Here is a 24,259-nt window from a genome sequence, read left to right as displayed (position 1 = left end):
CTGCCATTCACGCCCTGCCGCAACCGCGAGGAACCCGATGGATATCAAGCACGCAACGATCAAGCACGCCCTGTTCGCCCTGGCCCTGCTGCCCGGCGCCGCGCTGGCCGACGAGCACTGCAAGTTCAGCCAGCCCAAGGCGCTGGAACTGGAACTGGCCGGCGCCAAGGCGGTGGTCTTCGAGGTCAACAGCCACGACCTGAAGCTGCAGGCCACGCCCGGCGCCCGCGCCGCGCTGTCCGGCCGCGCCTGCGCCTCCAGCCAGGACCTGCTGGCCCAGCTCTCGCTCACCCAGGAAAAGGTCGGCGACAAGCTCGTCGTGCGCCTGCAGCGCGAGAGCCGCGGCATGAACATCAACTTCGGCTCCAGCTACGCGTGGCTGGACATCGGCGGCACGCTGCCGGACGACGTGCTGGTCCAGCTCAAGGTCGGTTCGGGCGACGCCACGCTCGCCGGCGCCCAGGCGATGAGCGCCGATGTCGGCTCGGGCGACGTGAAGGCGCGCGGCATCAAGGGACTGGCCACCGCCGCGGTCGGCTCCGGCGACATCGAGCTGGACGACGTCGGTGCGCTGCACGTGGTCTCGATCGGCTCGGGCGACGTGCGCATCGACGGGGTGCGCGGCGACGCCAAGGTGGGCAGCATCGGCTCGGGCGACCTGGAACTGCGCGGCGTGCAGGGCGATGTCGAGATCGGCAGCATCGGTTCGGGCGATGCCGACATCGGCGACGTGCGCGGCGCGGTGAACCTGGGCAGCCTGGGCTCGGGCGACCTGCGCGTGCGCAACGCCGCCAGCCTGCGCGTGCAGCGCACCGGCAGCGGTTCGATCGACCACTCCGGCATCGGCGGCAGCGTCGACCTGCCGAAGAAACATTGATTCCCCTTCTTGCCAGCCACGGAAGCACCTACATGAAGACCGTCAAAGCCCCCCTGCTCGCGCTGATGCTGTGCCTGCCGCTGCTCGCCTGCGGCAACCGCCCACAGGCCAACGACGCCGGCGGCGACACCAGCCTCGGCCAGAAGGTCCGCGAAGCCACCAACAAGGCACGCAAGGAAATGGCAGGGAAGAACATCAGCGTTTCCAGCGACGACGGCGCCAAGGTCGAGATCTCGCCCGCCGGCGACCTGCTGATCAACGGCAACACCGTCGCCGTCGACGATGCCCAGCGCAAGCTGCTGCTGCAGTACCGCGAGCAGGTGATGCAGGTGGCCGAGGCCGGCATCGAGATCGGCGTGCAGGGCGCCAACCTCGGCGCGCGCGCCGCCGGCGAGGCGATCAAGGGCATCCTCTCCGGCGACACCGACAAGATCGAGGAGCGCGTCAACGCCGAGGCGAAGAAGCTGGAGGAAAGCGCGGCCAAGATCTGCGACCGCCTGCCGGCGATGCTCGCCACCCAGCAGCAGCTGGCCGCGGCCATTCCCGAGTTCAAGCCCTACGCGAAGATGGACCAGGGCGACATCGACGAATGCCGCGATGGCCACGTGACCGTGCGTTGACCGCCGGCGGCGGCGGGGGCGGTAGAATCGCCGCTCCCCCGCCGTACCGCTCCACCACGCCATGAAGAAACTGCTGCTGCCCGTCCTGCTGGCCTGCATCGCCACCGTCGCCGGCTGCGGCGACCGCGAGCAATACGCCGCCCACCGCGCCGAGCGCAGCAAACCCAAGATGGAAGTGGGCGCGGCCATGGTCTCGGTGCGGCGCGCGCCCTATCCGAACCTGGACATCCTGCCCGACGGCAGGCTGCGCGTGGACGACATCGAGATCCCGCTCGACGAGGGCCAGCGCGAATTGCTGAAGACCAGCTTCGTGAGGCTGCAGATCCTGCGCCAGAACACGCTGACCGATCCGACCGGGCCCGCCGATGCCAGCGGCCGCACCGTACCGCTCGAGATGCCGGCCGGCCAAACGCCGTTCCCGCCGGACCTGGCCCAGCGCATTCCCGAGTTCAAGGACTACGCCGAAGCGCTGGCCAACCCGCGCGCTCTGCGCTGAATCGAAGAATTCCCACGCGGGGCGTCGAAGTCTTCTTCGGTGCGAGAAAGCACGGCCCGCGCCTTGGGCGCGCATGCGTTGGAGCGCCCACGTCGCTGGTGTGGTCCCCGGCGCTGCGCGCCACCTTCTCCCACAGGGAGAAGGGAAAGCCACGGGCTTATAGCCCCTCTCCCTCCGGGAGAGGGGTTGGGGCGAGGGCCGGAGCGAAGCCCCGCACCATCAAGCTGCAAGAGGCTTCGCCCGTACCCTCATCCGGCGCTGCGCGCCACCTTCTCCGCAGGGAGAAGGGAAAGCCACGGGCTTGTAGCCCCTCTCCTTCCGGGAGAGGAGGTTGGGGTGAGAGCCGGAGCGAAGCCCTGCACCATCAAGCTGCAGGAGGCTCCGCCCGTACCCTCATCCGGCGCTGCGCGCCACCTTCTCCCGCAGGGAGAAGGGAAAGCCACGGGCTTGTAGCCCCTCTCCTTCCGGGAGAGGGGTTGGGGTGAGAGCCGGAGCGAAGCCCCGTACCATCAAGCTGCAGGAGGCTTCGCCCGTCCCCTCATCCGGCACTTTGCGCCACCTTCTCCCGCGGGAAGAAGGGAGCTGCATGCCGGTAGCCCCTCCCCGCGGGAGAGGCGTTGGGGTGAGGGCCGGAGCGAAGCCCTGCACCATCAAGCTGCAGGAGGCTTCGCCCGTACTCTCGTCCGGCGCTGCGCGCCACCTTCTCCCGCTGGGAGAAGGGAAGGACGTTGAAGTCAGCCTTCGTGGATGCCGCCGCGCGTCAGCGCCGCCGGGTCCAGCAGGCGCCTGAGCTCGGCTTCCGGCAGGCCGCTGTCCTCGCGCGCCACGTCCAGCACCGGGCGCTGCTCCTTGTAGGCGCGCTTGGCGATGGCCGCGGCCTTCTCGTAGCCGATGATCGGATTGAGCGCGGTCACCAGGATCGGGTTGCGCGCCAATGCCTCGCGTACCCGGTCCTGCCGGACCACCAGCCCGGCGAACACCTTGTCGGCCAGCAGGTTCATCACGCTGGACAACAGCTGGATCGAATCGAGCAGGTTGGCCGCGATCAGCGGCAGCGCCACGTTCAACTGGAAGTTGCCGGTCTGCCCGGCCACGGTGATCGCGGTGTGGTGGCCGATCACCTGCGCAGCCGCCATCACCGTCGCTTCCGGGATCACCGGGTTGACCTTGCCCGGCATGATCGAACTGCCCGGCTGCAGCGCCGGCAGCTCGACTTCGCCCAGCCCGGCCAGCGGCCCGGAGTTCATCCAGCGCAGGTCGTTGGCGATCTTGATCAGCGCCACCGCCAGCGCGTTCAACTGCCCGGACAGTTCCACCGCGTCGTCCTGCGCGGCCAGTCCCTCGAACTTGTTCTGCGCGCTGTCGAACGTCGTTCCGGTGGCGGCCGAAAGCGCGCGCGCCACCTTGCCGCCGAAGCGCGGATCGGCGTTGATGCCGGTGCCGATCGCGGTGCCGCCCAGCGGCAGCCGGCGCAGCCGCTTCAGCGCGTCCTCGATGCGCCCCTGCGCCGACACCAGCTGCGCCGACCAGGCGCCGAATTCCTGCGCGAAGGTCAGCGGCATCGCGTCCATGAGGTGGGTGCGGCCGGTCTTGACCACCTTGTCCAGCGCGCGCCCGCGCCTGTCGATGGCCTTGCGCAGGTACCGCAGCGCCGGCAGCAGCGTTTCCACCGTTTCCAGCTGCGCCGAGACGCGGATGGCGGTGGGGATCACGTCGTTGGAGCTCTGGCCGAGGTTGACGTGGTCGTTGGGATGCACGCGTGTCTTGCCGGCCTTGCCGCCTTGGTTGGCGAGCGTGGCGATGACCTCGTTGGCGTTCATGTTCGACGAGGTGCCCGAACCGGTCTGGTAGACGTCGATGGGGAAGTGCGCGTCGTGGTCGCCGGCCGCCACTTCCAGCGCCGCCGCGCGGATCGCCCGGCCCACGCCCTTGGGCAGCAGTCCGAGCGCGGTGTTGACCTCGGCGGCGCTGGCCTTCACCAGCCCCAACGCACGGATGAAGGCGCGCGGCATGCGCTGCCCCGACACCGGGAAGTTCTGTACCGCGCGCTGGGTCTGTGCGCCCCACAGCGCGTCGGCCGGCACCTGCAGTTCGCCCATGCTGTCGTGTTCGATCCGGTATTTCTGCTTCATTCGCTTGTCTCCGCGCATCTTCGGTGGATGAAAGTCAGCGGCTGGCGGCACGGGCTGGCGGCTGCATGCAGCATACGGCGTGGCGGCACGCGGGGCGATGACGGTCCAGGCCCTCGCCGTACCGTAGGAGCGACTTCAGTCGCGATGGGGCTTTGCCGGGAAAGCCCCTTCGCGACTGAAGTCGCTCCTACGGTCGCTCCTACCCCGGGCATCGCGGCGGCTGCCGGCCCGCCCTGCCGTAGAATATGCGCCCCGCCCTGTCGCCCTGCCCTCCGCCATGACCGATCCCGCCCGTCCAGAAGCCGCCCTGCTCGCCCTGTCCCCGCTCGATGGCCGCTACGCCCCCAAGGTCGACGCGCTGCGCCCCATCTTCTCCGAGTACGGCCTGATCAGGGCGCGCGTGAAGGTGGAGATCGAGTGGCTGCTGGCGCTGGCCGCCGAACCGGGCATCGGCGAGCTGGCCGACTTCTCCGCCGCCGCAAAGGCGCGCCTGCACGCGCTGGCCGAGGGCTTCTCGGTGGCCGACGCGGCCCGCGTCAAGGACATCGAGCGCACCACCAACCACGACGTCAAGGCGGTGGAGTACTTCATCAAGGAACGGCTCAAGGACGACGCCGAACTGGCGCCGGCGCTGGAATTCGTGCATTTCGCCTGCACCAGCGAGGACATCAACAACCTGTCCTACGGCCTGATGCTGGCCGAAGCGCGCGGCAAGGTGCTGCTGCCGACCCTGGACGGCGTCGCCGCCACGCTGCGCCGGCTGGCCCATGCCCAGGCCGAGCAGCCGATGCTCTCGCGCACCCACGGCCAGACCGCCTCGCCGACCACGCTGGGCAAGGAAATCGCCAACGTCGTCGCCCGCCTGGAACGGCAGATCCGCCAGATCGGCGCGGTCGAGCTGACCGGCAAGATCAACGGCGCGGTGGGCAACTACAACGCGCACGTGGTGTCCTACCCGGACGTGGACTGGCCGGCCTTCGCCGAACGTTTCGTCGCCTCGCTGGGCCTGGTGTTCAACCCCTACACCACCCAGATCGAGCCGCACGACAACGTCGCCGAGATCGGCGATGCCGCGCGCCGCGCCAACACCATCCTGATCGACCTGGCCCGCGACATCTGGGGCTACGTCTCGCTGGGCTACTTCAAGCAGAAGCTCAAGGAAGGCGAAGTCGGCTCCTCGACCATGCCGCACAAGGTCAACCCGATCGACTTCGAGAACGCCGAGGGCAATTTCGGCATCGCCAATGCGCTGTTCGAGCACTTCAGCGCCAAGCTGCCGATCAGCCGCTGGCAGCGCGACCTGACCGACTCCACCGTGCTGCGCGCCCTGGGCACCGCCTTCGGCCACACCCAGGTGGCGCTGGAATCGCTGGCCAAGGGCCTGGGCAAGCTGGAAGTGAACCCGCAGCGCCTGGACGCCGACCTCGACGCGGCCTGGGAAGTGCTGGCCGAGGCCGTGCAGACGGTGATGCGCCGCCACGGCCTGCCCAACCCGTACGAGCAGCTCAAGGCGCTGACCCGCGGCCAGGGCATCACCGCCGCGTCGATGCGCGGGTTCATCGAGTCGCTGGACCTGCCGGCCGACGCCAGGCAGCGCCTGCTCGATCTCACCCCCGGCGGCTACGCCGGCCTGGCCGCGCGGCTGGCCAAGGCGATCTGACGGCCCGCCGCCGGGTCCGGCCGGCGCTCCTGCGATCCCCTGCCCCCGACGGCGAAGCGCGAGCTTCGCCGTCGTTGCATGCGCGGGGTCGATCGCCTTTTCCCGTCGCGAACCGCTCCTCGCCGCGCCACGCCCGCGGCCATCGCCGGCCGCCGCCCTGGACAAGCAGCTGGAACAATCGCCGCCAATCGTGTAGAAAAGCGCGGTCGAAAGGTACCGCCGTTGGCGGTGACCGGCTTTGCCGGGCAGGACGCAAGGGCCTGCAAGACGAAGCGCCATGACAGCCACTCCCGCGGGGTGGCTGTCATGGCGCTTTTTTCATGCCCATTTTTCAACAGGGGGATTCATGGGTGCTGTCGAAACATCGTGGACGTCGCACGGGCGCGAACCGGCCATTGCGGCGGACCGGCTGTTCCTGCTGATGCTGGCGCTGCTGGGCGCGGCGTCGCTGGCCCACGCGCTGCATTCGGGCCGATGGGGGCTGCTGCTGGTCGTCGGCCTGCCGGCCGCCGGGTTCGCCGTCCGGCAGGCATGGCGCGCGCCCGGCAGCCGCCGCAGCCGCGCCGCGATCGCGATCGCGCTGGTGGCGCTGCTCGCCGCGCCGGCGGCGGGCGGCCTGGCGATTCCGCAGGCCTGCGAAATCGCCGTCATCGCCCTGCTGCCGTATTACCGCGACAGGTTGCCGGTAGCGCTGGCCGCGGGCGCCAGCCTTGTCCTGCATGCCTGCCTGCTGGCGCTGGACGCGCGGTATTCCGCCGCCGTCGCGGTTCCGCAGCTGCTGCTGATCGGGACGACGGCGGCGTTCGCCTGCGCGATCGCGGCGCGGCTGCGCGCGCTCGACGCGCGGCAGGAACGGCCCGCGCACGAAGCGCCCGCGCCGTCCGACGCGGCGGCCGGCGACGCGCCCGCCGCCGCTTTCCACGTGGAAACCGCGTTGTGCGCGCTGCGCACCGGCATGATGATCGCCGACCCGGACCACCGCATCGTCTACGCCAACCAGGCGGTCATCGCGATCCTGCGCAACCAGCGGCAGGAACTGCTCAAGGCCTTCCCCGGCTTCGATCCGGACCAGCTGATCGGCGCCAGCATCCATTGCTTCCACCGCGACCCGGCGCGCATCCGCGCCCTGCTCGACGTGCTCGAGGGCAGCCACGCCGGCCGGATCCAGATCGGCGAGGCGCATTTCAGCCTGAACGTCACCCCGATGATCGAGGCCGACGGCCGGCGCCACGGCTTCGTCGTCGAATGGCACGACCGCACCGCCGAGACCCGCATGGAGCACGACATCGCCGCCATCATCGACGCCGCCGCCCAGGGGCGGCTGGACCAGCGCCTGCATGCCGCCGGCGGGAGCGGCCTGATGGGACGCCTGGCCGAGGGCGTCAACCGGCTGCTGGACGCCACCTCCGAAAGCGCCGACGAGATGCGCCGGCTGCTGTCCGCGCTGTCGCGCGGCGACCTCAGCCAGCGCATCACCCGCGAATTCGACGGCGTGTTCGGGCAGATGAAGACCGACGCCAACGCCACCGCCGAACAACTGGCCGGCATCGTCGCCAGTATCCAGCAGTCGGCCGGCAGCATCTCGGCCACGGCGGCGGGCATCGCCGGCGGCAACGGCGAGCTGTCCGCGCGCACCGAACGGCAGGCGGCCACGCTGCGCGAGGCGGCCGCGTCGATGGAACAGCTCACCGCCACCGTCGGCGACAACGCCGGATCGGCCGACCATGCCCGCCAGCTCGCCGAAGGCGCCGCGGCGGTCGCCCACCAGGGCGGACAGGCGGTGGACGAGGTGGTGCTCACCATGCAGGCCATCGAGCGCGCGTCGCGCAGGATCGGCGAGATCATCGGCGTGATCGACGGCATCGCCTTCCAGACCAACATCCTGGCCCTGAACGCGGCGGTGGAAGCCGCGCGCGCGGGCGGGAGCGGGCGTGGCTTCGCGGTGGTCGCCGCGGAAGTGCGGACCCTGGCGCAGCGCTCGGCCACCGCCGCCCGGGAGATCAAGGCGCTGATCGGCGATTCGGTCGACAAGGTCGCCGACGGCTCGGCGCTGGTGGACAGGGCGCGCCGCACCATGGTCGAGATCGTGTCCTCGGTGCAGCGGGTCACCGCGCTCACCGCCGAGATCGCGGCCGCCTCGCGCGAACAGAGCCTGGGTATCGGGCAGGTCAACCAGACCATCGCGCAGATGGACCGCACGACGCGGCAGAACGCGGCGCTGGTGCAGGAAACCAGCGCGGCCACCCGCGACATGGAGCACCAGGCCGGCATGCTGGCGCGCGCCGCGGCACGCTTCCAGCTCGCCGCGCCGCCGCCTTGCCCGCCCGCGCACGCGGCGCCGGATGCACGAACCGCGGCCGGTTGAACCACAGAGCGGCGCGACGGCGCACGATGGCCAGGCTTTTCACCGCAACACCGAACAGCAAGGGAGAGTGAACATGCTCCACACGACAGCCGAGGCCGCAGGCGGTCCGGCGGACGCGGGACCGGGCGCCACGCGCGCGGCGGCACGAACCACAGGAATGCGGCATGGTCCGGATCATCTGCACTGACCCGGGCATGGCCACGCGGCTGCGCGTGCTCCTTGCCGATGCGGATGGCGCGGAAATCATCAGCCAGAGCTGCGACTGCGGGCATGCGCCGCTGTGCCGCTGGCTCGATCCCGATCCGCTGGGACCCACCGGCCAGGTGCAGGCCGCGCTGCACGAAGCGATCGAGACGCTGGAGCGCAGCCGGCATGCCTTCCGCTCGCGCGAGATGGGCCAGCTGCGGCAACGCCTGACCCGCCTGCTGGAAGACCTGGCAGGCGCCGCCTGACCCGTCCCGGGTGCCGCGCGGCGCGCGGCCCCGCTTTGCCGGGCAGCACGCAGGGAACCGCAGGACGAAGCACGGCGGCGGCATTCCGGACGGAGCGGCCGCGCTGGTGCTTTTGCCATGCCCGCCTTCAACGCAAGAGGAAACCATGGGTGCCGTCGACACACTGCAGGAACTGATGCGGCGCATCGGCCTGGAGCAGGCAGAAATCAGCGAACGCTCGCGCCTGCTGGAATGGCGGGAAGAAGATGCGCGCCGCCTCAACCAGGCCGCCGGCCGCATGGCCGCCGCGCAGGCCGGGTTCATCGAGAAGCTCTACCGCCACCTCGACGACTTCGCCGCGCCGGCCGCGCTGCTGGGCGACCCGACCACCGTGCACCGGCTCAAACAGCGGCAGCTGGAGTACTACCAGCGCCTCTGGCAGGGACCGTACGACCGCGACTATGTCGACAACCGCCTGCGCATCGGCCTGATCCACCACATCAACGGCGTCGAGCTGAAGTGGTACCTGGGCGCCTACCGGCTGTACCTGGAGCAGATGCTGGCGCCGCTATGCGGCCAGGGCGAGGACGCGCAGCTGTTCTCCAGCCTGCTCAAGGCCGTCTTCTTCGACATGACCCTGGCCATCGACACCTACAGCGCCGCCCAGCGCAAGGCGCTGGAAGACAGCGAGGCCCGCTTCGCGCGCGCCCTGCGCGGCGCCCACGACGGCATCTGGGACTGGCATCCCGGCGCGGACACGCTGTACGTGTCCGAGCGCTGGGCCGAAATGATCGGGCTGGACCGCGCCAGCCTGGGCCAGACCAGCGACGCCTGGTTTTCCCGCGTCCACCCCGACGACCTGCCCGGCCTGCACCGCGCCATCAACGCGCACCTGCACGCCGAGTCGGACTCGATCCACCACGAGTACCGCATCCGCTGCCGCAACGGTGACTGGCGCTGGGTGCTGAGCCGCGGCGTGGCCGAGGCCGACCGCGACGGCCAGTTGCGCATCACCGGTTCGCAGAGCGACATCGGCCGGCGCAAGGCCATCGAGCAGCAGCTGCACCACGCCGCGCGCCACGATCCGCTGACCGGGCTGGCCAACCGCCTGCGCCTGGACGAACTGCTCCTGCACACCCAGCGCCGGCTGCACGAAACCGGCAGCGGCCAGGCCGCGCTGCTGTTCATCGACCTGGACCGCTTCAAGCTGATCAACGACAGCTTCGGCCACCTGTTCGGCGATGCCGTGCTGGTCGAGGTCGGCCACCGGCTCGCGCAGTGCCTGCGCGCGGACGACCACCTGTTCCGGTTCGGCGGCGACGAGTTCGTGGTGCTGCTCGCCGACCTCGGTCCCGGCACGCAGGCCGAGCAGGTCGCCCAGCGCATTCTCGAGCGGCTGCACCAGCCGATGCGGCTGGACGACCGCACCCTGGTGGTCAACGCCAGCATCGGCATCGCCAGCCTGCAGGCCAGCGCGGACCTGCACGACGCCCTGCAGGCGGCCGACCTGGCGCTGCACCTGGCCAAGCAGGCCGGCAAGGCGCAGTTCGCCCACTACAGCGCCGGGCTGCAGGCCAGCGCGCAGCACCAGCTGGAACTGGAGAGCGCGCTGGGCCAGGCGCTGGCGCGCGAGGAGTTCGTGCTGCACTACCAGCCCATCCACGATCTCGACCCGGCCGCTCCGCGCATGGTCGGGGTCGAGGCGCTGCTGCGCTGGCGCCACGACGGCCGGCTGGTGCCGCCGCTGGAATTCATTCCTTCGCTGGAGGAATCGGGCGAGATCGTCCAGGTCGGCGACTGGGTGCTGCGCGAGGCCTGCCGCCAGACCCGCGCCTGGCAGCAGGCCGGTCACCGCGACCTGTACTGCTCGGTCAACCTGTCCCGGCGCCAGCTGCAGCAGGACGATTTCGTCGCCCGGCTGGTCGGCATCCTGGACGCGACCGGCCTGCCGCCGGCCAGCCTGGTGCTGGAGATCACCGAGACCCACCTGATGCAGGACAGCAACGCGACCCTGGGCGCGCTGCGCCAGCTGGCCGCGCTCGGGGTGCGCCTGGCGCTGGACGACTTCGGCACCGGCTATTCCTCGCTGGGCTACCTGAAACGGTTCCCGCTGCACATGCTGAAGATCGACAAGAGCTTCATCGGCGGATTGCCCCAGGACGCCGAACTGGCGGTGATCAGCCGCGCCATCATCGGCCTGGGCCACAGCCTGGGGTTGGAGGTGGTCGCCGAGGGCGTGGAGCACGCGCAGCACCTGGAATTCCTGCGCGGCGAAGGCTGCCTGCTGGCGCAGGGCTTCGGGTTCAGCCCGCCCTGCCCGGCCGCGGTGCTGGAACGCCTGCTCGACGGCGCGCCCGCGCCGGTGCTGCCCGCCGGCGGCCCGGCGGCGACGCTAGGCGCTCCGCCGGCGCCTGGGCGACAATGACGCTTCCGTCGGCGACCCACGCCGCCCCCGTTTTCCAATGGTATTGCGCGCGATGAAAAAGACTTCCTCCTCCCTGCCCATCGAGATCAGGGCCAGCGCCCGCCATCCGCTCGGCATGCCCGCCGAGCGCTTCCTGCGCGACTACTGGCAGAAACGCCCGCTGCTGATCCGCGGCGCGTTCCCCGATTTCCAGACCCCGGTGATGCCCGAAGACCTGGCCGGCCTGGCCTGCGAGGAAGGCGCGCTGGCGCGCCTGGTCACCCACGACCGCGCCACCGACGGCTGGAGCCTGCGCACCGGCCCGTTCCAGGAAGAGGACTTCCCGGGCATGCCCGACCACGACTGGACCCTGCTGGTGCAGGACGTGGACAAGTGGGACCCGGAGGTGCGCGACCTGCTCCAGCACTTCAGCTTCCTGCCGCGCTGGCGCATGGACGATGTGATGATCAGCTTCGCCGCCACCGGCGGTTCGGTCGGCGCCCACGTAGACCAGTACGACGTGTTCCTGCTGCAGGCCCATGGCCACCGCCGCTGGCAGATCGACGCCAGCGAATCGATCAAGGGCAAGCGCCCGCCGCTGGATTTCCGCCCCGACGTCGAACTCAAGCTGCTGCGGAAGTTCAAGCCGACCCACGACTGGGTGCTGGAACCGGGCGACATGCTGTACCTGCCGCCGAACGTACCGCACCACGGCGTGGCCGAAGACCCGTGCCTGACCTTCTCCTTCGGCATGCGCGCGCCGTCCTCGGCCGAGCTGATCAGCGACTGGCTGGACGACCTGGTGGCCGACGCCGACGAGGCCATCCGCTACCAGGACCCGGACCTGAAGCTGCCGGAAGACCCCAACGAGATCGACGCTGCGGCGATGAAGCGGGTGGTCGCCGCGCTCAACGCGCTGCGCATGAACGACCCCGACCGCCTGGGCGACTGGTTCGGCCGCTTCATCACCACCTACCGCGCCGCCGGCGACATCCTGCCCTCGCAGGCGCCGCCGGCCCCGGCGGACGTGGACGCGGTGCTGGACGAGGGCGGCCTGCTCGAGCGCCACCCGTGGGCGCGCCTGGCCTGGCGCCGCGCCACCCGCGGCGCGGCGCTGTACAGCAGCGGCCACGCCTTCCAACTGCCGGTGAAGGACGCGCAGGGCCTGGCCGCCGCCGAACGGATCGACGCGGCCATGTTCGGCAAGCTGTCGGCCAAGGGCCGCAGCGCCGTGCTGGAACTGCTGGCTGGCGGCCACTACCAGCTGCTCGACGCCGAGACCCTGGCGGCGATGCAGGCCGAGCAGGACGCGCTCGAGGTGATGGAGGAAGAACTCGACGACGATTTCGACGACGAGGCCGATACCCCGGAACTCGAAATCGAGGTGTTCGAATACGCCCAGGCCGGCCAAGGCGAGCCGGCCAGCGGCGCCATCGACACCGTGCAGGTGAACGAGGAAGGCGTCGAGGTCGTGGTGATCTGCGACGACGACGGCGACGACGAGGACAGCCCGGCGGCATGACACCGGCGGCGTTCCACGTCGAGACGGCCGACTACGCCGTGCGGCACGCGCTGCTGCACGGCGTGCGCCATGCCGTGTTCGTCGGTGAGCAGCAGGTGCCGGCCGAGCTGGAGACCGACGACCTGGACCCGCTCAGCCACCACGTGGTGGCGCTGGATGGCGATGGCCATGCCATCGGTACCGGGCGGCTGACGCCGCAGCGGCGCATCGGCCGCATGGCCGTGCTGTCCGGCTGGCGCGGCCATGGCGTCGGCGAGGCGCTGCTGCAGGCGCTGGTGGCCGAAGCCGCCCGCCGCGGCTGGGACGAGGTTTCCCTGCACGCCCAGGTCCATGCCCGCGATTTCTATGCGCGCAACGGCTTCCTGCCCGAGGGCGCGGAATTCGAGGAAGCCGGCATCGTCCACCAGACCATGCGCCGCCGCATGGACGGCGCCATGCGCGTGCACGACGCCGGCCAGGCCGAGGCGGCGATGGCCGCGGTGATCCAGCGCGCCCGGCGCCGGCTGCTGCTGGGCTGCGGTGCCGGCGATGCCGCCCTGCTCGGCCGGCCGGCGGCATTGCAGGCGCTGCGCCGCTTCGCCACCGCGCGCCACGACAAGCAGGCCCTGGTGCTGCTGCACGACGGCGATCCGGCGGCGTTGCCGGCGGCGCTGCTCGCGCTCGTCCAGCGCCTGCCCAGCGTGTTCCAGCTGCGCCAGCCGGCCGACCCGGCCGATGCATCGCTGCCGCGCGGCGCGGTCAACGACAACGGCGACTGCTACTTTCGTCCAATGGGCGAACGCGCCGACGGCGAACTGGTGCTGGACATGCCGGCCCACGCCCGCCGGCAGGACGCGCTGTTCCAGCGCGCATGGGACGCCGCCGCCGTCTGCGAAGGGCTCCGGACAGCCGGCATCTGAGCGCTGTCGGGCCAGGACAAGGCATGGCCCGACATTAACCCGGTGGACAGCGTGTGTGCCCCTTCCTGTCCCCGCGAGGGTATAATTCAGCGGTTTCATCACGCCCGCGCGGCGTCCTGCTGCAAGGTCCCGCCGGTTCCAGAAGCCATACCCCACAAGCGAATCCGACCCTCCATCGTGGACAATCTCCTGAAGCAGTTTGCGCAGTCATCGCAACTCGCCGGCGGCAACGCCTCCTACATCGAGGATCTGTACGAGCAGTACCTCGTCTCCCCGGACAGTGTGGACCCCAAATGGAAGTCCTACTTCGACGGCTTCAAGGGCCGCGAAGCAGGTGATGTCCCGCATTCGGCCGTCATCGCCCACATCGCCGAGGCCGGCCGCAACGCGTCCGCCGCCGTGGCCAGTGCCGGCGGCGGCGACGAGCGCGAACGCAACGTCGGACGCCTGATCACCGCCTACCGCTCGCGCGGCCACCTCGCCGCGCAGCTCGACCCGCTGGGCCTGACCCCGCCAGTCAACCCGCCCGACCTGGGCCTGCCCTTCCACCACCTGTCCGACGCCGACCTCAACGACGAGTTCAGCACCGGCGGGGTCGGCGGGCAGCCGCGCATGAAGCTGCGCGACCTGCTGGCGCGCCTGAAGGCGACCTACACCGGTTCCATCGGCGCCGAGTTCATGTACATCGCCGAGGTCGACCAGCGCCAGTGGTTGTACCAGCGCCTGGAAAGCGCCGGCGGCAACTACAACCTCGATGCCGGCACCAAGCGCCGCACGCTGGAGCGCCTGACCGCCGCCGAAGGCCTGGAACGCTACCTGCACACCAAGTACGTCGGCCAGAAGCGCTTCTCGCTGGAAGGCGGCGACTCGCTGATCCCGATGATGGACACGGTGATCCGCGACGCCGGCAAGGACGGCGTCAAGGACGTCATCATCGGCATGGCCCACCGCGGCCGCCTGAACGTGCTGGTCAACACCCTGGGCAAGAGCCCGCGCAAGCTGTTCGACGAGTTCGAAGGCCGCTTCGAGCACGACGACCGCGCCGTGGCCGGCGACGTGAAGTACCACATGGGCTTCTCGGCCGACGTCGCCACCGACGGCGGCCCGGTGCACCTGGCGCTGGCGTTCAACCCGTCGCATCTGGAGATCGTCGACCCGGTGGTCGCCGGCTCGGTGCGTTCGCGCCAGGAGCGCCGCGGCGACACCGCGCGCCGCCAGGTCATGCCGATCCTGATCCATGGCGACGCCGCGTTCGCCGGCCAGGGCGTGGTGATGGAGCTGTTCCAGATGTCGCAGGCGCGCGGCTTCGCCGTCGGCGGCACCGTGCACATCGTCATCAACAACCAGGTCGGCTTCACCACCTCCAACCGCGACGACTCGCGCTCGACCCTGTACTGCACCGACATCGCCAAGATGGTCGGCGCGCCGGTCCTGCACGTGAACGGCGACGACCCCGAAGCGGTGGTGTTCGCCGCGCAGCTGGCCTACGACTTCCGCCAGCAGTTCCACAAGGACGTGGTGATCGACCTGGTCTGCTACCGCCGCTGGGGCCACAACGAGGCCGACGAGCCGGCGATCACCCAGCCGCTGATGTACCAGGTGATCCGCAAGCACAAGACCACCCGCGAGCTGTACGCCGAGAAGCTCGAGGCCGCCGGCGTGATCCCGGCCGGCGAAGGCAAGGCGCTGGTCGATGCCTACCGCGACAAGCTCGACTCGGGCGAGGTCACCACCGAGCTGGCCAAGGTCGAGAAGACCCCGCCGACCAGCAAGTTGTACGTGGACTGGCCGAAGCTGCTGGCCGGCAAGCTGTCCGACCCGGTCAGCACCAAGGTGCCGATGGCCGAGCTGACCCGCCTGGCCACCCTGATCAACACCATCCCCGAGGGCGTGGAACTGCACTCGCGCGTGGCAAAGGTCTACGACGACCGCCGCAAGATGGCCGCCGGCGAGGTCCCCGGCGACTGGGGCTTCGCCGAGAACCTGGCCTACGCCACCCTGCTCGACCAGGGCCACACCCTGCGCCTGGTCGGCCAGGACGTGGGCCGCGGCACCTTCACCCACCGCCACGCGATCCTGCACGACCAGAAGACCGACGCTTATTACCTGCCGCTGCGCCAGCTGGTGCAGTCGCCGGAGCAGGCCACCATCATCGACTCGCTGCTCAGCGAGGAAGCGGTGATGGCCTACGAATACGGCTTCTCCACCACCGATCCCAACACCCTGTGCATCTGGGAAGGCCAGTTCGGCGACTTCGCCAACGGCGCGCAGGTGGTGATCGACCAGTTCATCGCCTCCGGCGAGGCCAAGTGGGGCCGCATCTCCGGCCTGACCCTGCTGCTGCCGCACGGCTACGAAGGCCAGGGCCCGGAACACAGCTCGGCGCGCCTGGAGCGCTTCCTGCAGCTGTGCGCGCTGGAGAACATGCTGGTCTGCGTGCCGTCGACCCCGGCGCAGGCCTTCCACATGCTGCGCCGCCAGCTGTGCATGACCACCCGCAAGCCGCTGATCGTCATGTCGCCCAAGTCGCTGCTGCGCCACAAGCTGGCCGTCTCGACCCTGGACGAACTGGCCAATGGCGAGTTCCAGCACCTGATCGGCGATGCCACCGCGGACGCCAAGAAGGTCAAGCGCGTGGTGCTGTGCTCGGGCAAGGTCTACTACGACCTGCTGGAAGACCAGACCAAGCGCGGCCAGGACGATGTGGCCATCCTCCGTGTGGAGCAGCTGTACCCGTTCCCGCGCCCGCAGCTGGCCGCCGAACTGAAGAAGTACGGCAAGGCCGCCGACGTGGTGTGGTGTCAGGAAGAGCCGATGAACCAGGGCGCGTGGTACCAGATCCGCCACCACCTGCAGGCCTGCCTGGCCGAGGGCCAGAACCTGCACTACGCTGGCCGCCCGCGTTCGCCGTCGCCGGCCGTCGGCCACATGGCCGACCACCTGCGCGAACTGCAGCAGCTGCTCGCCGATGCGCTGGTCAATCCCTTCAACGACCAGTTCGCTGAATAACTCTCCCCCTTTCACGAAGAATACGAACCAGGAAGCCCCTGCATGGCCACCGAAGTCAAAGCCCCGGTACTGCCCGAATCCGTCGCCGACGGCACCATCGCCACCTGGCACAAGAAGGTCGGCGACGCGGTCAAGCGCGACGAAAACCTGCTTGACCTGGAAACCGACAAGGTCGTGCTCGAGGTCCCGTCGCCGGTCGATGGCGTGATCAAGGAAATCAAGTTCCCCGAAGGCGCGACCGTGACCAGCAGCCAGGTCGTGGCGATCATCGAGGAAGGCGCCGCCGCGGCGGCGCCGGCCCCGGCTGCCGCCGAGGCACCGAAGGCCGCTGCAGCGGCCCCGGCTCCGGCCGCCGCAGCCGCCGCTCCGGCGCCGGCCGCCAAGTCGGCCGCCGACAGCCTGCCCCCGGGCGCCCGCTTCTCGGCCATCACCGAAGGCGTGAATCCGGCCGATGTCGCCGGCACTGGCCGCCATGGCGCGGTGACCAAGGAAGACATCGTCAACTTCGCCCGCAACGGCGGCGTCGGCAAGGCCGGCGGCGCGCGTCCGGAAGAACGCGTGCCGATGACCCGCATGCGCAAGCGCATCGCCGAGCGCCTGATGCAGTCCAAGGAATCCATCGCCATGCTGACTTCGTTCAACGAAGTCAACCTGGCCAAGGTCTCGGCCGCGCGCAAGGAACTGCAGGACGAGTTCCAGAAGGCCCACGGCATCAAGCTGGGCTTCATGAGCTTCTTCGTGAAGGCCGCCGCCAACGCGCTGCAGCGCTTCCCGCTGGTCAACGCCTCGGTCGACGGCGACGACATCATCTACCACGGCTACTCGGACATCTCCATCGCCGTGTCCACCGACAAGGGCCTGGTGACGCCGGTGCTGCGCAACGTCGAGCGCATGTCCTTCGCCGACATCGAGAAGGGCATCGCCGACTACGCCAAGAAGGCGCGCGACGGCAAGCTGTCCCTGGACGACCTGCAGGGCGGCACCTTCACCGTCACCAACGGCGGCACCTTCGGCTCGCTGATGTCGACCCCGATCGTCAACCCGCCGCAGAGCGCCATCCTCGGCATGCACACGATCAAGGAGCGCCCGATCGCCGAGAACGGCCAGGTCGTGATCGCGCCGATGATGTACATCGCCCTGTCCTACGACCACCGCATCATCGACGGCAAGGACGCGGTGCAGTTCCTGGTGGACATCAAGAACCAGCTGGAAAACCCGGGCCGCATGCTGTTCGGCCTGTAAGACCCCGCCGGACCCCTCCTTCACCGGAGGGGTTCGTCGCTCCGGGGCCGGCACGCACCCGCCCCTTCCCCGGCGCCCCGCGCCACCGGCTTCGCCCCGAAGCCGAAGGAAAGCATCAAGGAACCTCAAATGGCTGAACAATTCGACGTCGTCGTCATCGGTGCCGGCCCGGCCGGTTACCACGCCGCCATCCGCGCCGCCCAGCTGGGCCTGAAGACCGCCTGCATCGACGCGGCGCTGGGCAAGGACGGCAAGCCGGCGCTGGGCGGTACCTGCCTGCGCGTGGGCTGCATCCCGTCCAAGGCGCTGCTGGATTCCTCGCACCAGTACCACAACATGCAGCACCAGTTCGCCCAGCACGGCATCAGCTTCAAGGACGGCGCCATCGACGTGGGCACGATGGTCGCGCGCAAGGACGCCATCGTGAAGCAGTTCACCGGCGGCATCGCCATGCTGTTCAAGGCCAACAAGGTGACGCCGTACTACGGCTTCGGCCAGTTGCAGCCCGGCAATGTGGTCAAGGTCAAGCAGCACGACGGCAGCGAGGTCGAGCTGAAGGGCACCAATGTCATCATCGCCGCCGGTTCGGATTCGATCGAACTGCCGTTCGCCAGGTTCGACGGCGAGACCATCGTCGACAATGTCGGCGCGCTGGACTTCCTTGAGGTGCCCAAGCGCCTGGCCGTCATCGGCGCCGGCGTGATCGGCCTGGAGCTGGGCAGCGTGTGGAAGCGCCTCGGCGCGGAAGTCACCATCCTCGAAGCGATGCCGGAGTTCCTGCCGGCCGCCGATGCGGAAGTGAGCAAGCTGGCCGCGCGCGAGTTCAAGAAGGAAGGCCTGAACATCCTGCTCGGCGCCAAGGTCAGCAAGACCGAGGTGACCGGCAAGGGCAAGAAGAAGGAAGTGGTCATCAGCTACGCCGACAAGGATGGCGAGAAGACCCTGACCGTGGACAAGCTGCTGGTGGCCGTGGGCCGCCGCGCGGCGAGCAAGGGCCTGCTGGCCGACGGCACCGGCGTGCAGCTCAACGAGCGCGGCCAGGTGGTGGTCGACGACCACTGCCACACCGGCGTCGATGGCGTCTGGGCGATCGGCGACTGCGTGCGCGGGCCGATGCTGGCGCACAAGGGCTTCGAGGAAGGCATCGCGGTGGCCGAACTGATCGCCGGCCTGCCGGGCCACGTCAACCTCGACACCATTCCCTACGTCATCTACACCAGCCCGGAAATCGCCTGGGTCGGCAAGACCGAGCAGCAGCTCAAGGCCGAGGGCGTCGCCTACAAGACCGGCAGCTTCCCGTTCGCCGCCGTGGGCCGCGCGGTGGCGATGGCCGAGCCGACCGGCTTCGTCAAGGTGATCGCCGACGCCGAAACCGACCGCGTGCTCGGCCTGCACCTGATCGGCCCGAACGTAAGCGAGCTGGTGCACGAAGGCGTGCTGACCATGGAGTTCAGCGGCAGCGCCGACGACCTGGCCCGCATCTGCCACGCCCACCCCAGCCTGTCCGAAGCCGTGCACGATGCGGCGATGGCGGTGGCCAAGCGTTCGATCCACAAGGCCAACTGAGCGGGGAACAAGGAACAGGGAACGGGGAATGAAACATCCCGGCCCCTGTTTCCTCCCCCAGCGAACGCCGGCAGCGATGCCGGCGTTCTGCTTCCTCCGTTTCCTTCATTCCCCGTTCCCCGCACCCATGAAATCCATCTGCGTCTACTGCGGCTCCAACCCCGGCGCCAAACCCGTCTATGTCGAGCGCGCCACCGAACTGGGCCGGCGCATCGCCCACGAAGGCCTGCGCCTGGTGTATGGCGGCGGCCGCACCGGACTGATGGGCGCGGTGGCCGATGGCGTGCTGGCCGCCGGCGGCGAGGTCACCGGGGTGATCCCGCAGCACCTGGTGGACCTGGAAGTCGCGCACCAGGGCGTGACCACGCTGGAGATCGTGGGCTCCATGCACGAACGCAAGTCGCGCATGTTCGACCTGTCCGATGCCTTCGTCGCCCTGCCGGGCGGCTTCGGCACCGCCGAGGAGATCTTCGAGATGCTGACCTGGCGCCAGCTCGGCATCGGCAAGAAGCCCTGCGCCTTCCTCGACATCGACGGTTTCTACGCGCAGCTGATCGGCATGATCGACCACATGGTGGAGGAACGCTTCCTGCACCCCGAGCAGCGCCAGGACCTGTGGTACGGCGACGACACGGAGCGGATGCTGGCGTGGATGCGCGCGTATTCGCCGGCGCAGGCGGACAAGTGGTTCGACGAGAAGCTCAGGGCTGCGTTGCGGTAAACCACCGGCGCCTGGCGAGGCGGCGTGGCGGCGAGCGTGGCTGTTCCATCGATCTCCGCTTGGCGCCATTCGCACGGGAAAACGCAGCGCATTGCGGCAAGCCATGGGCACGTGGCGGCGCGAAGCATCGCTGACGTCCTCATGTGCCAGCACGGCGCTATTCCGCGCCCAGACCCCCCCCCCCGCAGTAACGCGCCTTCGCGCGACAGGCATCAACCGGAACGCCCGACCGCGCACCCGGATGCAGGCATGCGGGCCGGCTTCACGCCTGTTTCTGCAGCGTCGCCTCGCGCGGCAGCGGATAGCCGAGCAGATAGCCCTGGCCGAAATCGCAGCCGATCTCGCGCAGCGTGCGCAGCTGGCGCTCGTCCTCCACGCCTTCGCCGATGGTCTCGATGCCCAGCGTGCGGGCCAGCGACACCACGCCCTCGACCAGCGCCTGGGTGCTCTTGCCGTTGCCGGCGTGCAGGCCGGCGACGAAGCTGCGGTCGATCTTCAGCGCGCTGATCGGGAAGCGGTGCAGGTAGGACAGCGCCGAATAGCCGGTGCCGAAATCGTCCAGCTGCACCACGATGCCGCGCTCGCGCAACTGGTGCAGGATGCGCAGCGTGCGCGGCGCGTCCTCCAGCAGCGCCATCTCGGTGATCTCCACCCGCAGCCGCCCCGGATCGGCGCCAGCCGCGTCCAGCAACCCGAGCAGGCGCGTGGCGAACTCCGGCGAGCGGAAGTGGCGCGGCGAGACGTTCACCGAGATGTAGCCCGACGACGTGCCGGCCAGGTCGTGCACCACCTGCTCGTAGATCAGCCAGTCCACCTGCTCGATCAGGCCGCTTTCCTCGCCCAGTTCGATGAACTCGCCCGGCAGCAGCAGCCCGCGGCCTTCGTGCTGCCAGCGCAGCAGCGCCTCGTGGCCGATCTCGCGGCCGTCGGCCAGCGACACGATCGGCTGGTAGAACGGCACGAAGTCGTTGCTGATGATGGCCCGGCGCAGGTCGGCCTCCAGCTCCAGGCTCTGCAGCGACTGCTCGCGCATCGCCTCGTCGAACACCATGCAGCGGTCCTGGCCCATGCCCTTGGCGCGGTACATCGCCGCATCGGCGTCGCGCAGCAGCTCGGCGCCGGAGGTGTAGCGCGGGCTCCACACCGCGATGCCGATGCTGCCCGACGGAAACAGCTCGCGCCCGTCCACCCACATCGAGTGCTCCAGCGAGCGCAGCAGGCGCCGCCCCACGTCCATCGCCGCCTCGGCGCCCTCGCAGCGCACCAGCAGCGCGAACTCGTCGCCGCCCAGGCGCGCCACCACGTCGTCGCTGCGCAGCATGCCGACCAGGCGCTGCGCCACCTCCACCAGCATGCGGTCGCCGGCGGCATGGCCGATGCTGTCGTTGACCCACTTGAAACGGTCCAGGTCCAGGAACAGCAGCGCGAACACCGGACCCACGCCCAGCTGCGCGTGTTCGATGGCCTCCTCGAGCTTTTCCAGCAGATGCAGGCGGTTGGGCAGGCCGGTCAGCACGTCGTGCATCGCCAGGTGGGTCAGGCGCTGCTCCACGCGCATGCGCTCGCCGATCTGCGCCAGCAGTTTCTGGTTGACCTCGCCCAGTTCGCGGGTGCGCTCGACCACCCGCCGCTCAAGTTCGGCATGCGCCTGCAGCAGGCGGTTGCGGTCGCGCTGGCGGGCCAGGCTGTTGCCGATGTTGCGCGCCACGAACGCCAGCAGCCGCTGGTCGTGGGCGGTGAAGGTGACGTCGGGGTTGTAGCTCTGCACCGCGATGACGCCCACCACCTCGTCGTCGCTGAACAGCGGCACGCCCAGCCAGCACTGCGACTTGGCGCCGAACTCGCGCACGTCGCCGCGTGCGATCAGCGTGTCGATCTCCGCGCGGGTCGCCAACAGCGGCTGGCCGTTGCGGATGGTGTATTCGGTCAGGCCGCCGCTGAAGGGGCGCGAGGCGCGCACCCGGTTGAACTCGTCCACCGAATAGACGAAATCCAGCCCGTCGCCCTGCTCGTTGACCAGCGCGATGTAGAAATTGCTCGCGTCCAGCAGCCCGCCGATCACCCGGTGCACCTCGGCGTGGAACTCGGCCTGGCTGCCGCAGCTCATCGCCAGTTCGGAAATGTTGAACAGCGCCGCCTGCAGGGCCTCGGCGCGGCGCCGCTCCTGGATCTCGTCCTGCAGGCTGGCGTTGGCCCGCTCCAGCTCCAGCGTGCGCCGCTGCACGTGCTGTTCCAGTTGCACGTGCGCCTGGCGCCGGTCCATCGCGGTCAGGATGTGCTTGGCCACGAAGTTGAGCACCGCGCGGTCCTCGTCGCCGTACTGCACGCCCGCCTCGTAGCTCTGCACCACGATCGCGCCGCAGACGGTGTTGTCGCGCCACATCGGCACGCCCAGCCAGTCGGCGCTGTCCGGCCCGCTGTGCACCGAATGCGCCTGGTCGAGCGCGGCCAGCAGTTCGCGCGAGGGCCCGTGCATCGTCTTGCCCCGGCGCAGCACGGCGAAGGTCAGGCTGTCCTGCATCTCCTCGTAGCGGAAGCGCCGCTCCGGGTCCGGGGCGAAGGTGTCCCAGGTGTCGGCGAAATACAGGAAGCGCAGGCTGCTCTGGTGCTCGTCGCATTCGACGATGTAGCAGTTCTCCGCGTACATCAGCGTGCGCAGGATGCGGTGGAACTGGGCCAGCATCTGCGGCATTTCCAGATCGGTGCCGGCCAGGTCGGCGATCTCGAACAGCGCCCGCTGCAGCTGCTTGGCGCGTTCGAGCTGCTCGATCTGCACGCCCTGCCGCAGCGACACCAGCACCGCGGCGACCAGCGCATGCGCCGTGCCCAGCCAGGCCTGCCGCTGCGCCCCGGAGAACGCGGGATCGGCCTCGGCCAGCACCACGATGCGCGCGCCGCCGTCGCCGTCGGTCCAGCTCTCCATCAGCGGCTGCCGCAGCCCGTCCGGCAACGGCGCGCCGGCCAGCAGCCCGCGCACCGCATCGCGCAGCGCCTCGGCCCCGGGGCTGACGCAATCACCCTGGCCGAGCACGGCGTCATCCCAGGCCAGCGCCACGGTGCTGTCGCCCGGCAGCAGGCCGTGCAGGGTCGCCACCACCCGGCTGGCGGGCGAATCGGTGTCCACGCGGCCGTTGCCGGCATGCACGTCGGATTGGCTGTGCGACATGGTCTCCATGTGTCTTCTCGGGTTCCGGTGATCCGGAACTCCCCCCTGCCATGCAGCATAACGCCGCAACCCCCGGCTCCGGTGCGCACGCCTCGACATTTCCTGAACCCCGCCCGGCGCGCGCCCGCGCATGACTAGGCAGCGGCATGCACAGCGCTTAGGCTGCCGCACGTGGATACCGCCGTCCAAGCCCCGAGCGACGAAGCGCTGATGCTGGCCTACGCCGAAGGCGACGGCGGAGCGTTCGCCGAGCTGTATGCGCGCCATCGCGCGCGCCTGTTCCACTACCTGCTCGGGCAGCTGCGCGACCGCTCGCTGGCCGAAGAGCTGTTCCAGGACGTGTGGCAGCGGCTGATCCACGCGCGCAGCGGCTGGAAGCCGGAAGCGGCCTTCGCCACCTGGCTGTTCCGCATCGCCCACAACCGCCTGAACGACCACTGGCGCGCGGCGCGCCACCGGCCGGCGGCGCCGGACGACGCCGACGAACGCACCGCGCGGCTGGCCGACACCTGCACACCGGAACTGCTGGCCGACGAGCAGGACGAACGGCTGCGGCTGCGCCAGGCGATGGCCGAGCTGCCGCAGGAACAGCAGGAAGTCCTCATCCTGCGCCTGGAACAGGAACTGAGCCTGGAGGAGATCGGGCAGATCACCGGCGTGGGCCGGGAAACCGTCAAGTCGCGGCTGCGTTATGCGATGGACAAGCTGCGCGCGAGGTTGAGCGAATGAACATGAGCGACCCGCTGACTCCCGAAGAACGCGAACTGGCGCGCCTGCTGGGGCGTCCCGCCGCCGCGCTGCCCTCGCCCGGGATCGACGAGGCCATCCTCGCCCAGGCGCGCGCACCGGCCGCATCGGCATCGGCGCCAACGCCACGGCCTTCCGCGCCGCCGGCCGCGTTCAGCACCGGCGCCTCCCGCTCCCGCCACGGACGCCGCCGCGGCCTGGTGTCGTCGCTGGCGGTGGCCGCTTCGCTGGTCCTGGTCGTCGGCCTGGCCTGGCAGCTGCGGCCGCCCCCCCCACCGCCGCCCGCTGCCGCCGTGGCGGTGTCCGCGCCTGCGGCGGACGCGCAGGCGCCCGCATCGCCGGAAGCCTCCGCTTCGGCCGCAGCATCCGATGCGGCAGCGCCCGCGCCTGCATCGGTGCCTG

Annotated in this window: 16 protein-coding genes and 1 pseudogene; 15 read left to right on the top strand and 2 right to left on the bottom strand. The window is 69.9% G+C overall.

The window, feature by feature from the left end:
* The first annotated feature begins 37 nt into the window (after nucleotides 1-37).
* The 3 genes from CQ393_RS02775 to CQ393_RS02765 all read left to right on the top strand — a co-directional run bounded on the left by CQ393_RS02775 (nucleotide 38) and on the right by CQ393_RS02765 (nucleotide 1,993).
* Entirely contained in the window at nucleotides 38-877 is an 840-nt protein-coding gene (locus CQ393_RS02775; protein ID WP_153190108.1) for a DUF4097 family beta strand repeat-containing protein, read from the top strand.
* 32 nt (nucleotides 878-909) lie between these two features.
* A complete protein-coding gene (locus CQ393_RS02770; protein ID WP_153190107.1) occupies nucleotides 910-1,497 on the top strand; it encodes a DUF2884 family protein in 588 nt (195 codons plus the stop codon).
* Nucleotides 1,498-1,558: 61 nt separating this feature from the next.
* Nucleotides 1,559-1,993 (top strand): hypothetical protein, encoded by a 435-nt coding sequence (locus CQ393_RS02765; RefSeq protein WP_153190106.1) that lies wholly within the window; start codon nucleotides 1,559-1,561, stop codon nucleotides 1,991-1,993.
* Nucleotides 1,994-2,727: 734 nt separating this feature from the next.
* Here the strand turns inward: CQ393_RS02765 and CQ393_RS02760 are convergent.
* On the bottom strand, nucleotides 2,728-4,125 hold the full coding sequence (locus tag CQ393_RS02760; RefSeq protein WP_153190105.1) for a class II fumarate hydratase: 1,398 nt from the start codon (nucleotides 4,123-4,125) through the stop codon (nucleotides 2,728-2,730).
* A 277-nt stretch (nucleotides 4,126-4,402) separates the two neighbouring features.
* Here CQ393_RS02760 and purB point away from each other — a divergent pair, with 277 nt between their 5' ends.
* The 10 genes from purB (at nucleotide 4,403) to CQ393_RS02710 (ending at nucleotide 19,944) form a co-directional block, all read left to right on the top strand.
* Nucleotides 4,403-5,785, top strand: coding sequence for an adenylosuccinate lyase (gene purB, locus CQ393_RS02755; protein WP_153190104.1), 1,383 nt, complete (start codon nucleotides 4,403-4,405; stop codon nucleotides 5,783-5,785).
* A gap of 346 nt (nucleotides 5,786-6,131) precedes the next feature.
* Nucleotides 6,132-8,150 carry a methyl-accepting chemotaxis protein gene (locus CQ393_RS02750; RefSeq protein WP_153190103.1) on the top strand — a complete coding sequence of 673 codons (2,019 nt, stop codon included), beginning with the start codon at nucleotides 6,132-6,134 and terminating at the stop codon, nucleotides 8,148-8,150.
* 164 nt (nucleotides 8,151-8,314) lie between these two features.
* Nucleotides 8,315-8,602, top strand: coding sequence for a hypothetical protein (locus tag CQ393_RS02745; RefSeq protein ID WP_153190102.1), 288 nt, complete (start codon nucleotides 8,315-8,317; stop codon nucleotides 8,600-8,602).
* A gap of 145 nt (nucleotides 8,603-8,747) precedes the next feature.
* A complete protein-coding gene (locus tag CQ393_RS02740) occupies nucleotides 8,748-11,006 on the top strand; it encodes an EAL domain-containing protein (protein ID WP_153190101.1) in 2,259 nt (752 codons plus the stop codon).
* A gap of 52 nt (nucleotides 11,007-11,058) precedes the next feature.
* Nucleotides 11,059-12,507, top strand: coding sequence for a cupin domain-containing protein (locus tag CQ393_RS02735; RefSeq protein ID WP_228114238.1), 1,449 nt, complete (start codon nucleotides 11,059-11,061; stop codon nucleotides 12,505-12,507).
* Nucleotides 12,504-13,406 carry a GNAT family N-acetyltransferase gene (locus CQ393_RS02730; RefSeq protein WP_153190099.1) on the top strand — a complete coding sequence of 301 codons (903 nt, stop codon included), beginning with the start codon at nucleotides 12,504-12,506 and terminating at the stop codon, nucleotides 13,404-13,406. Before CQ393_RS02735 ends, CQ393_RS02730 begins: the two co-directional genes overlap by 4 nt.
* Before the next feature lie 177 nt (nucleotides 13,407-13,583).
* Nucleotides 13,584-16,415, top strand: coding sequence for a 2-oxoglutarate dehydrogenase E1 component (locus tag CQ393_RS02725; protein WP_343199467.1), 2,832 nt, complete (start codon nucleotides 13,584-13,586; stop codon nucleotides 16,413-16,415).
* Between the two features lie 42 nt (nucleotides 16,416-16,457).
* On the top strand, nucleotides 16,458-17,657 hold the full coding sequence (sucB, locus tag CQ393_RS02720) for a dihydrolipoyllysine-residue succinyltransferase (protein WP_153190098.1): 1,200 nt from the start codon (nucleotides 16,458-16,460) through the stop codon (nucleotides 17,655-17,657).
* Between the two features lie 129 nt (nucleotides 17,658-17,786).
* A complete protein-coding gene (gene lpdA, locus CQ393_RS02715) occupies nucleotides 17,787-19,223 on the top strand; it encodes a dihydrolipoyl dehydrogenase (protein ID WP_153190097.1) in 1,437 nt (478 codons plus the stop codon).
* A 127-nt stretch (nucleotides 19,224-19,350) separates the two neighbouring features.
* On the top strand, nucleotides 19,351-19,944 hold the full coding sequence (locus CQ393_RS02710) for a TIGR00730 family Rossman fold protein (RefSeq protein ID WP_153190096.1): 594 nt from the start codon (nucleotides 19,351-19,353) through the stop codon (nucleotides 19,942-19,944).
* Nucleotides 19,945-20,206: 262 nt separating this feature from the next.
* Here the strand turns inward: CQ393_RS02710 and CQ393_RS02705 are convergent, their stop codons facing one another.
* On the bottom strand, nucleotides 20,207-23,110 hold the full coding sequence (locus CQ393_RS02705; RefSeq protein ID WP_153190284.1) for an EAL domain-containing protein: 2,904 nt from the start codon (nucleotides 23,108-23,110) through the stop codon (nucleotides 20,207-20,209).
* A 171-nt stretch (nucleotides 23,111-23,281) separates the two neighbouring features.
* Between CQ393_RS02705 and CQ393_RS02700 the strand changes: the two genes are divergently transcribed.
* Entirely contained in the window at nucleotides 23,282-23,839 is a 558-nt protein-coding gene (locus tag CQ393_RS02700) for an RNA polymerase sigma factor (RefSeq protein ID WP_343199466.1), read from the top strand.
* A gap of 2 nt (nucleotides 23,840-23,841) precedes the next feature.
* Nucleotides 23,842-24,259: pseudogene (locus tag CQ393_RS02695) on the top strand (hypothetical protein); the annotation flags it as partial.

It is taken from the genome of Stenotrophomonas sp. MYb238 (assembly GCF_009496535.1).
Taxonomy (GTDB): domain Bacteria; phylum Pseudomonadota; class Gammaproteobacteria; order Xanthomonadales; family Xanthomonadaceae; genus Stenotrophomonas.
This window is presented reverse-complemented; position numbering and strand designations above follow the sequence as displayed.

What these genes read in the sequence shown, in the direction of transcription:
- CQ393_RS02760 (WP_153190105.1), bottom strand. Translation starts at nt 4,125, where the DNA reads ATGAAGCAGAAATACCGGATCGAACACGACAGCATGGGCGAACTGCAG.
- CQ393_RS02710 (WP_153190096.1), top strand. Translation starts at nt 19,351, where the DNA reads ATGAAATCCATCTGCGTCTACTGCGGCTCCAACCCCGGCGCCAAACCC.
- CQ393_RS02765 (WP_153190106.1), top strand. Translation starts at nt 1,559, where the DNA reads ATGAAGAAACTGCTGCTGCCCGTCCTGCTGGCCTGCATCGCCACCGTC.
- CQ393_RS02775 (WP_153190108.1), top strand. Translation starts at nt 38, where the DNA reads ATGGATATCAAGCACGCAACGATCAAGCACGCCCTGTTCGCCCTGGCC.
- CQ393_RS02705 (WP_153190284.1), bottom strand. Translation starts at nt 23,110, where the DNA reads ATGTCGCACAGCCAATCCGACGTGCATGCCGGCAACGGCCGCGTGGAC.
- CQ393_RS02735 (WP_228114238.1), top strand. Translation starts at nt 11,059, where the DNA reads ATGAAAAAGACTTCCTCCTCCCTGCCCATCGAGATCAGGGCCAGCGCC.
- purB (WP_153190104.1), top strand. Translation starts at nt 4,403, where the DNA reads ATGACCGATCCCGCCCGTCCAGAAGCCGCCCTGCTCGCCCTGTCCCCG.
- CQ393_RS02745 (WP_153190102.1), top strand. Translation starts at nt 8,315, where the DNA reads ATGGTCCGGATCATCTGCACTGACCCGGGCATGGCCACGCGGCTGCGC.
- CQ393_RS02770 (WP_153190107.1), top strand. Translation starts at nt 910, where the DNA reads ATGAAGACCGTCAAAGCCCCCCTGCTCGCGCTGATGCTGTGCCTGCCG.
- CQ393_RS02750 (WP_153190103.1), top strand. Translation starts at nt 6,132, where the DNA reads ATGGGTGCTGTCGAAACATCGTGGACGTCGCACGGGCGCGAACCGGCC.
- sucB (WP_153190098.1), top strand. Translation starts at nt 16,458, where the DNA reads ATGGCCACCGAAGTCAAAGCCCCGGTACTGCCCGAATCCGTCGCCGAC.
- CQ393_RS02730 (WP_153190099.1), top strand. Translation starts at nt 12,504, where the DNA reads ATGACACCGGCGGCGTTCCACGTCGAGACGGCCGACTACGCCGTGCGG.
- lpdA (WP_153190097.1), top strand. Translation starts at nt 17,787, where the DNA reads ATGGCTGAACAATTCGACGTCGTCGTCATCGGTGCCGGCCCGGCCGGT.
- CQ393_RS02740 (WP_153190101.1), top strand. Translation starts at nt 8,748, where the DNA reads ATGGGTGCCGTCGACACACTGCAGGAACTGATGCGGCGCATCGGCCTG.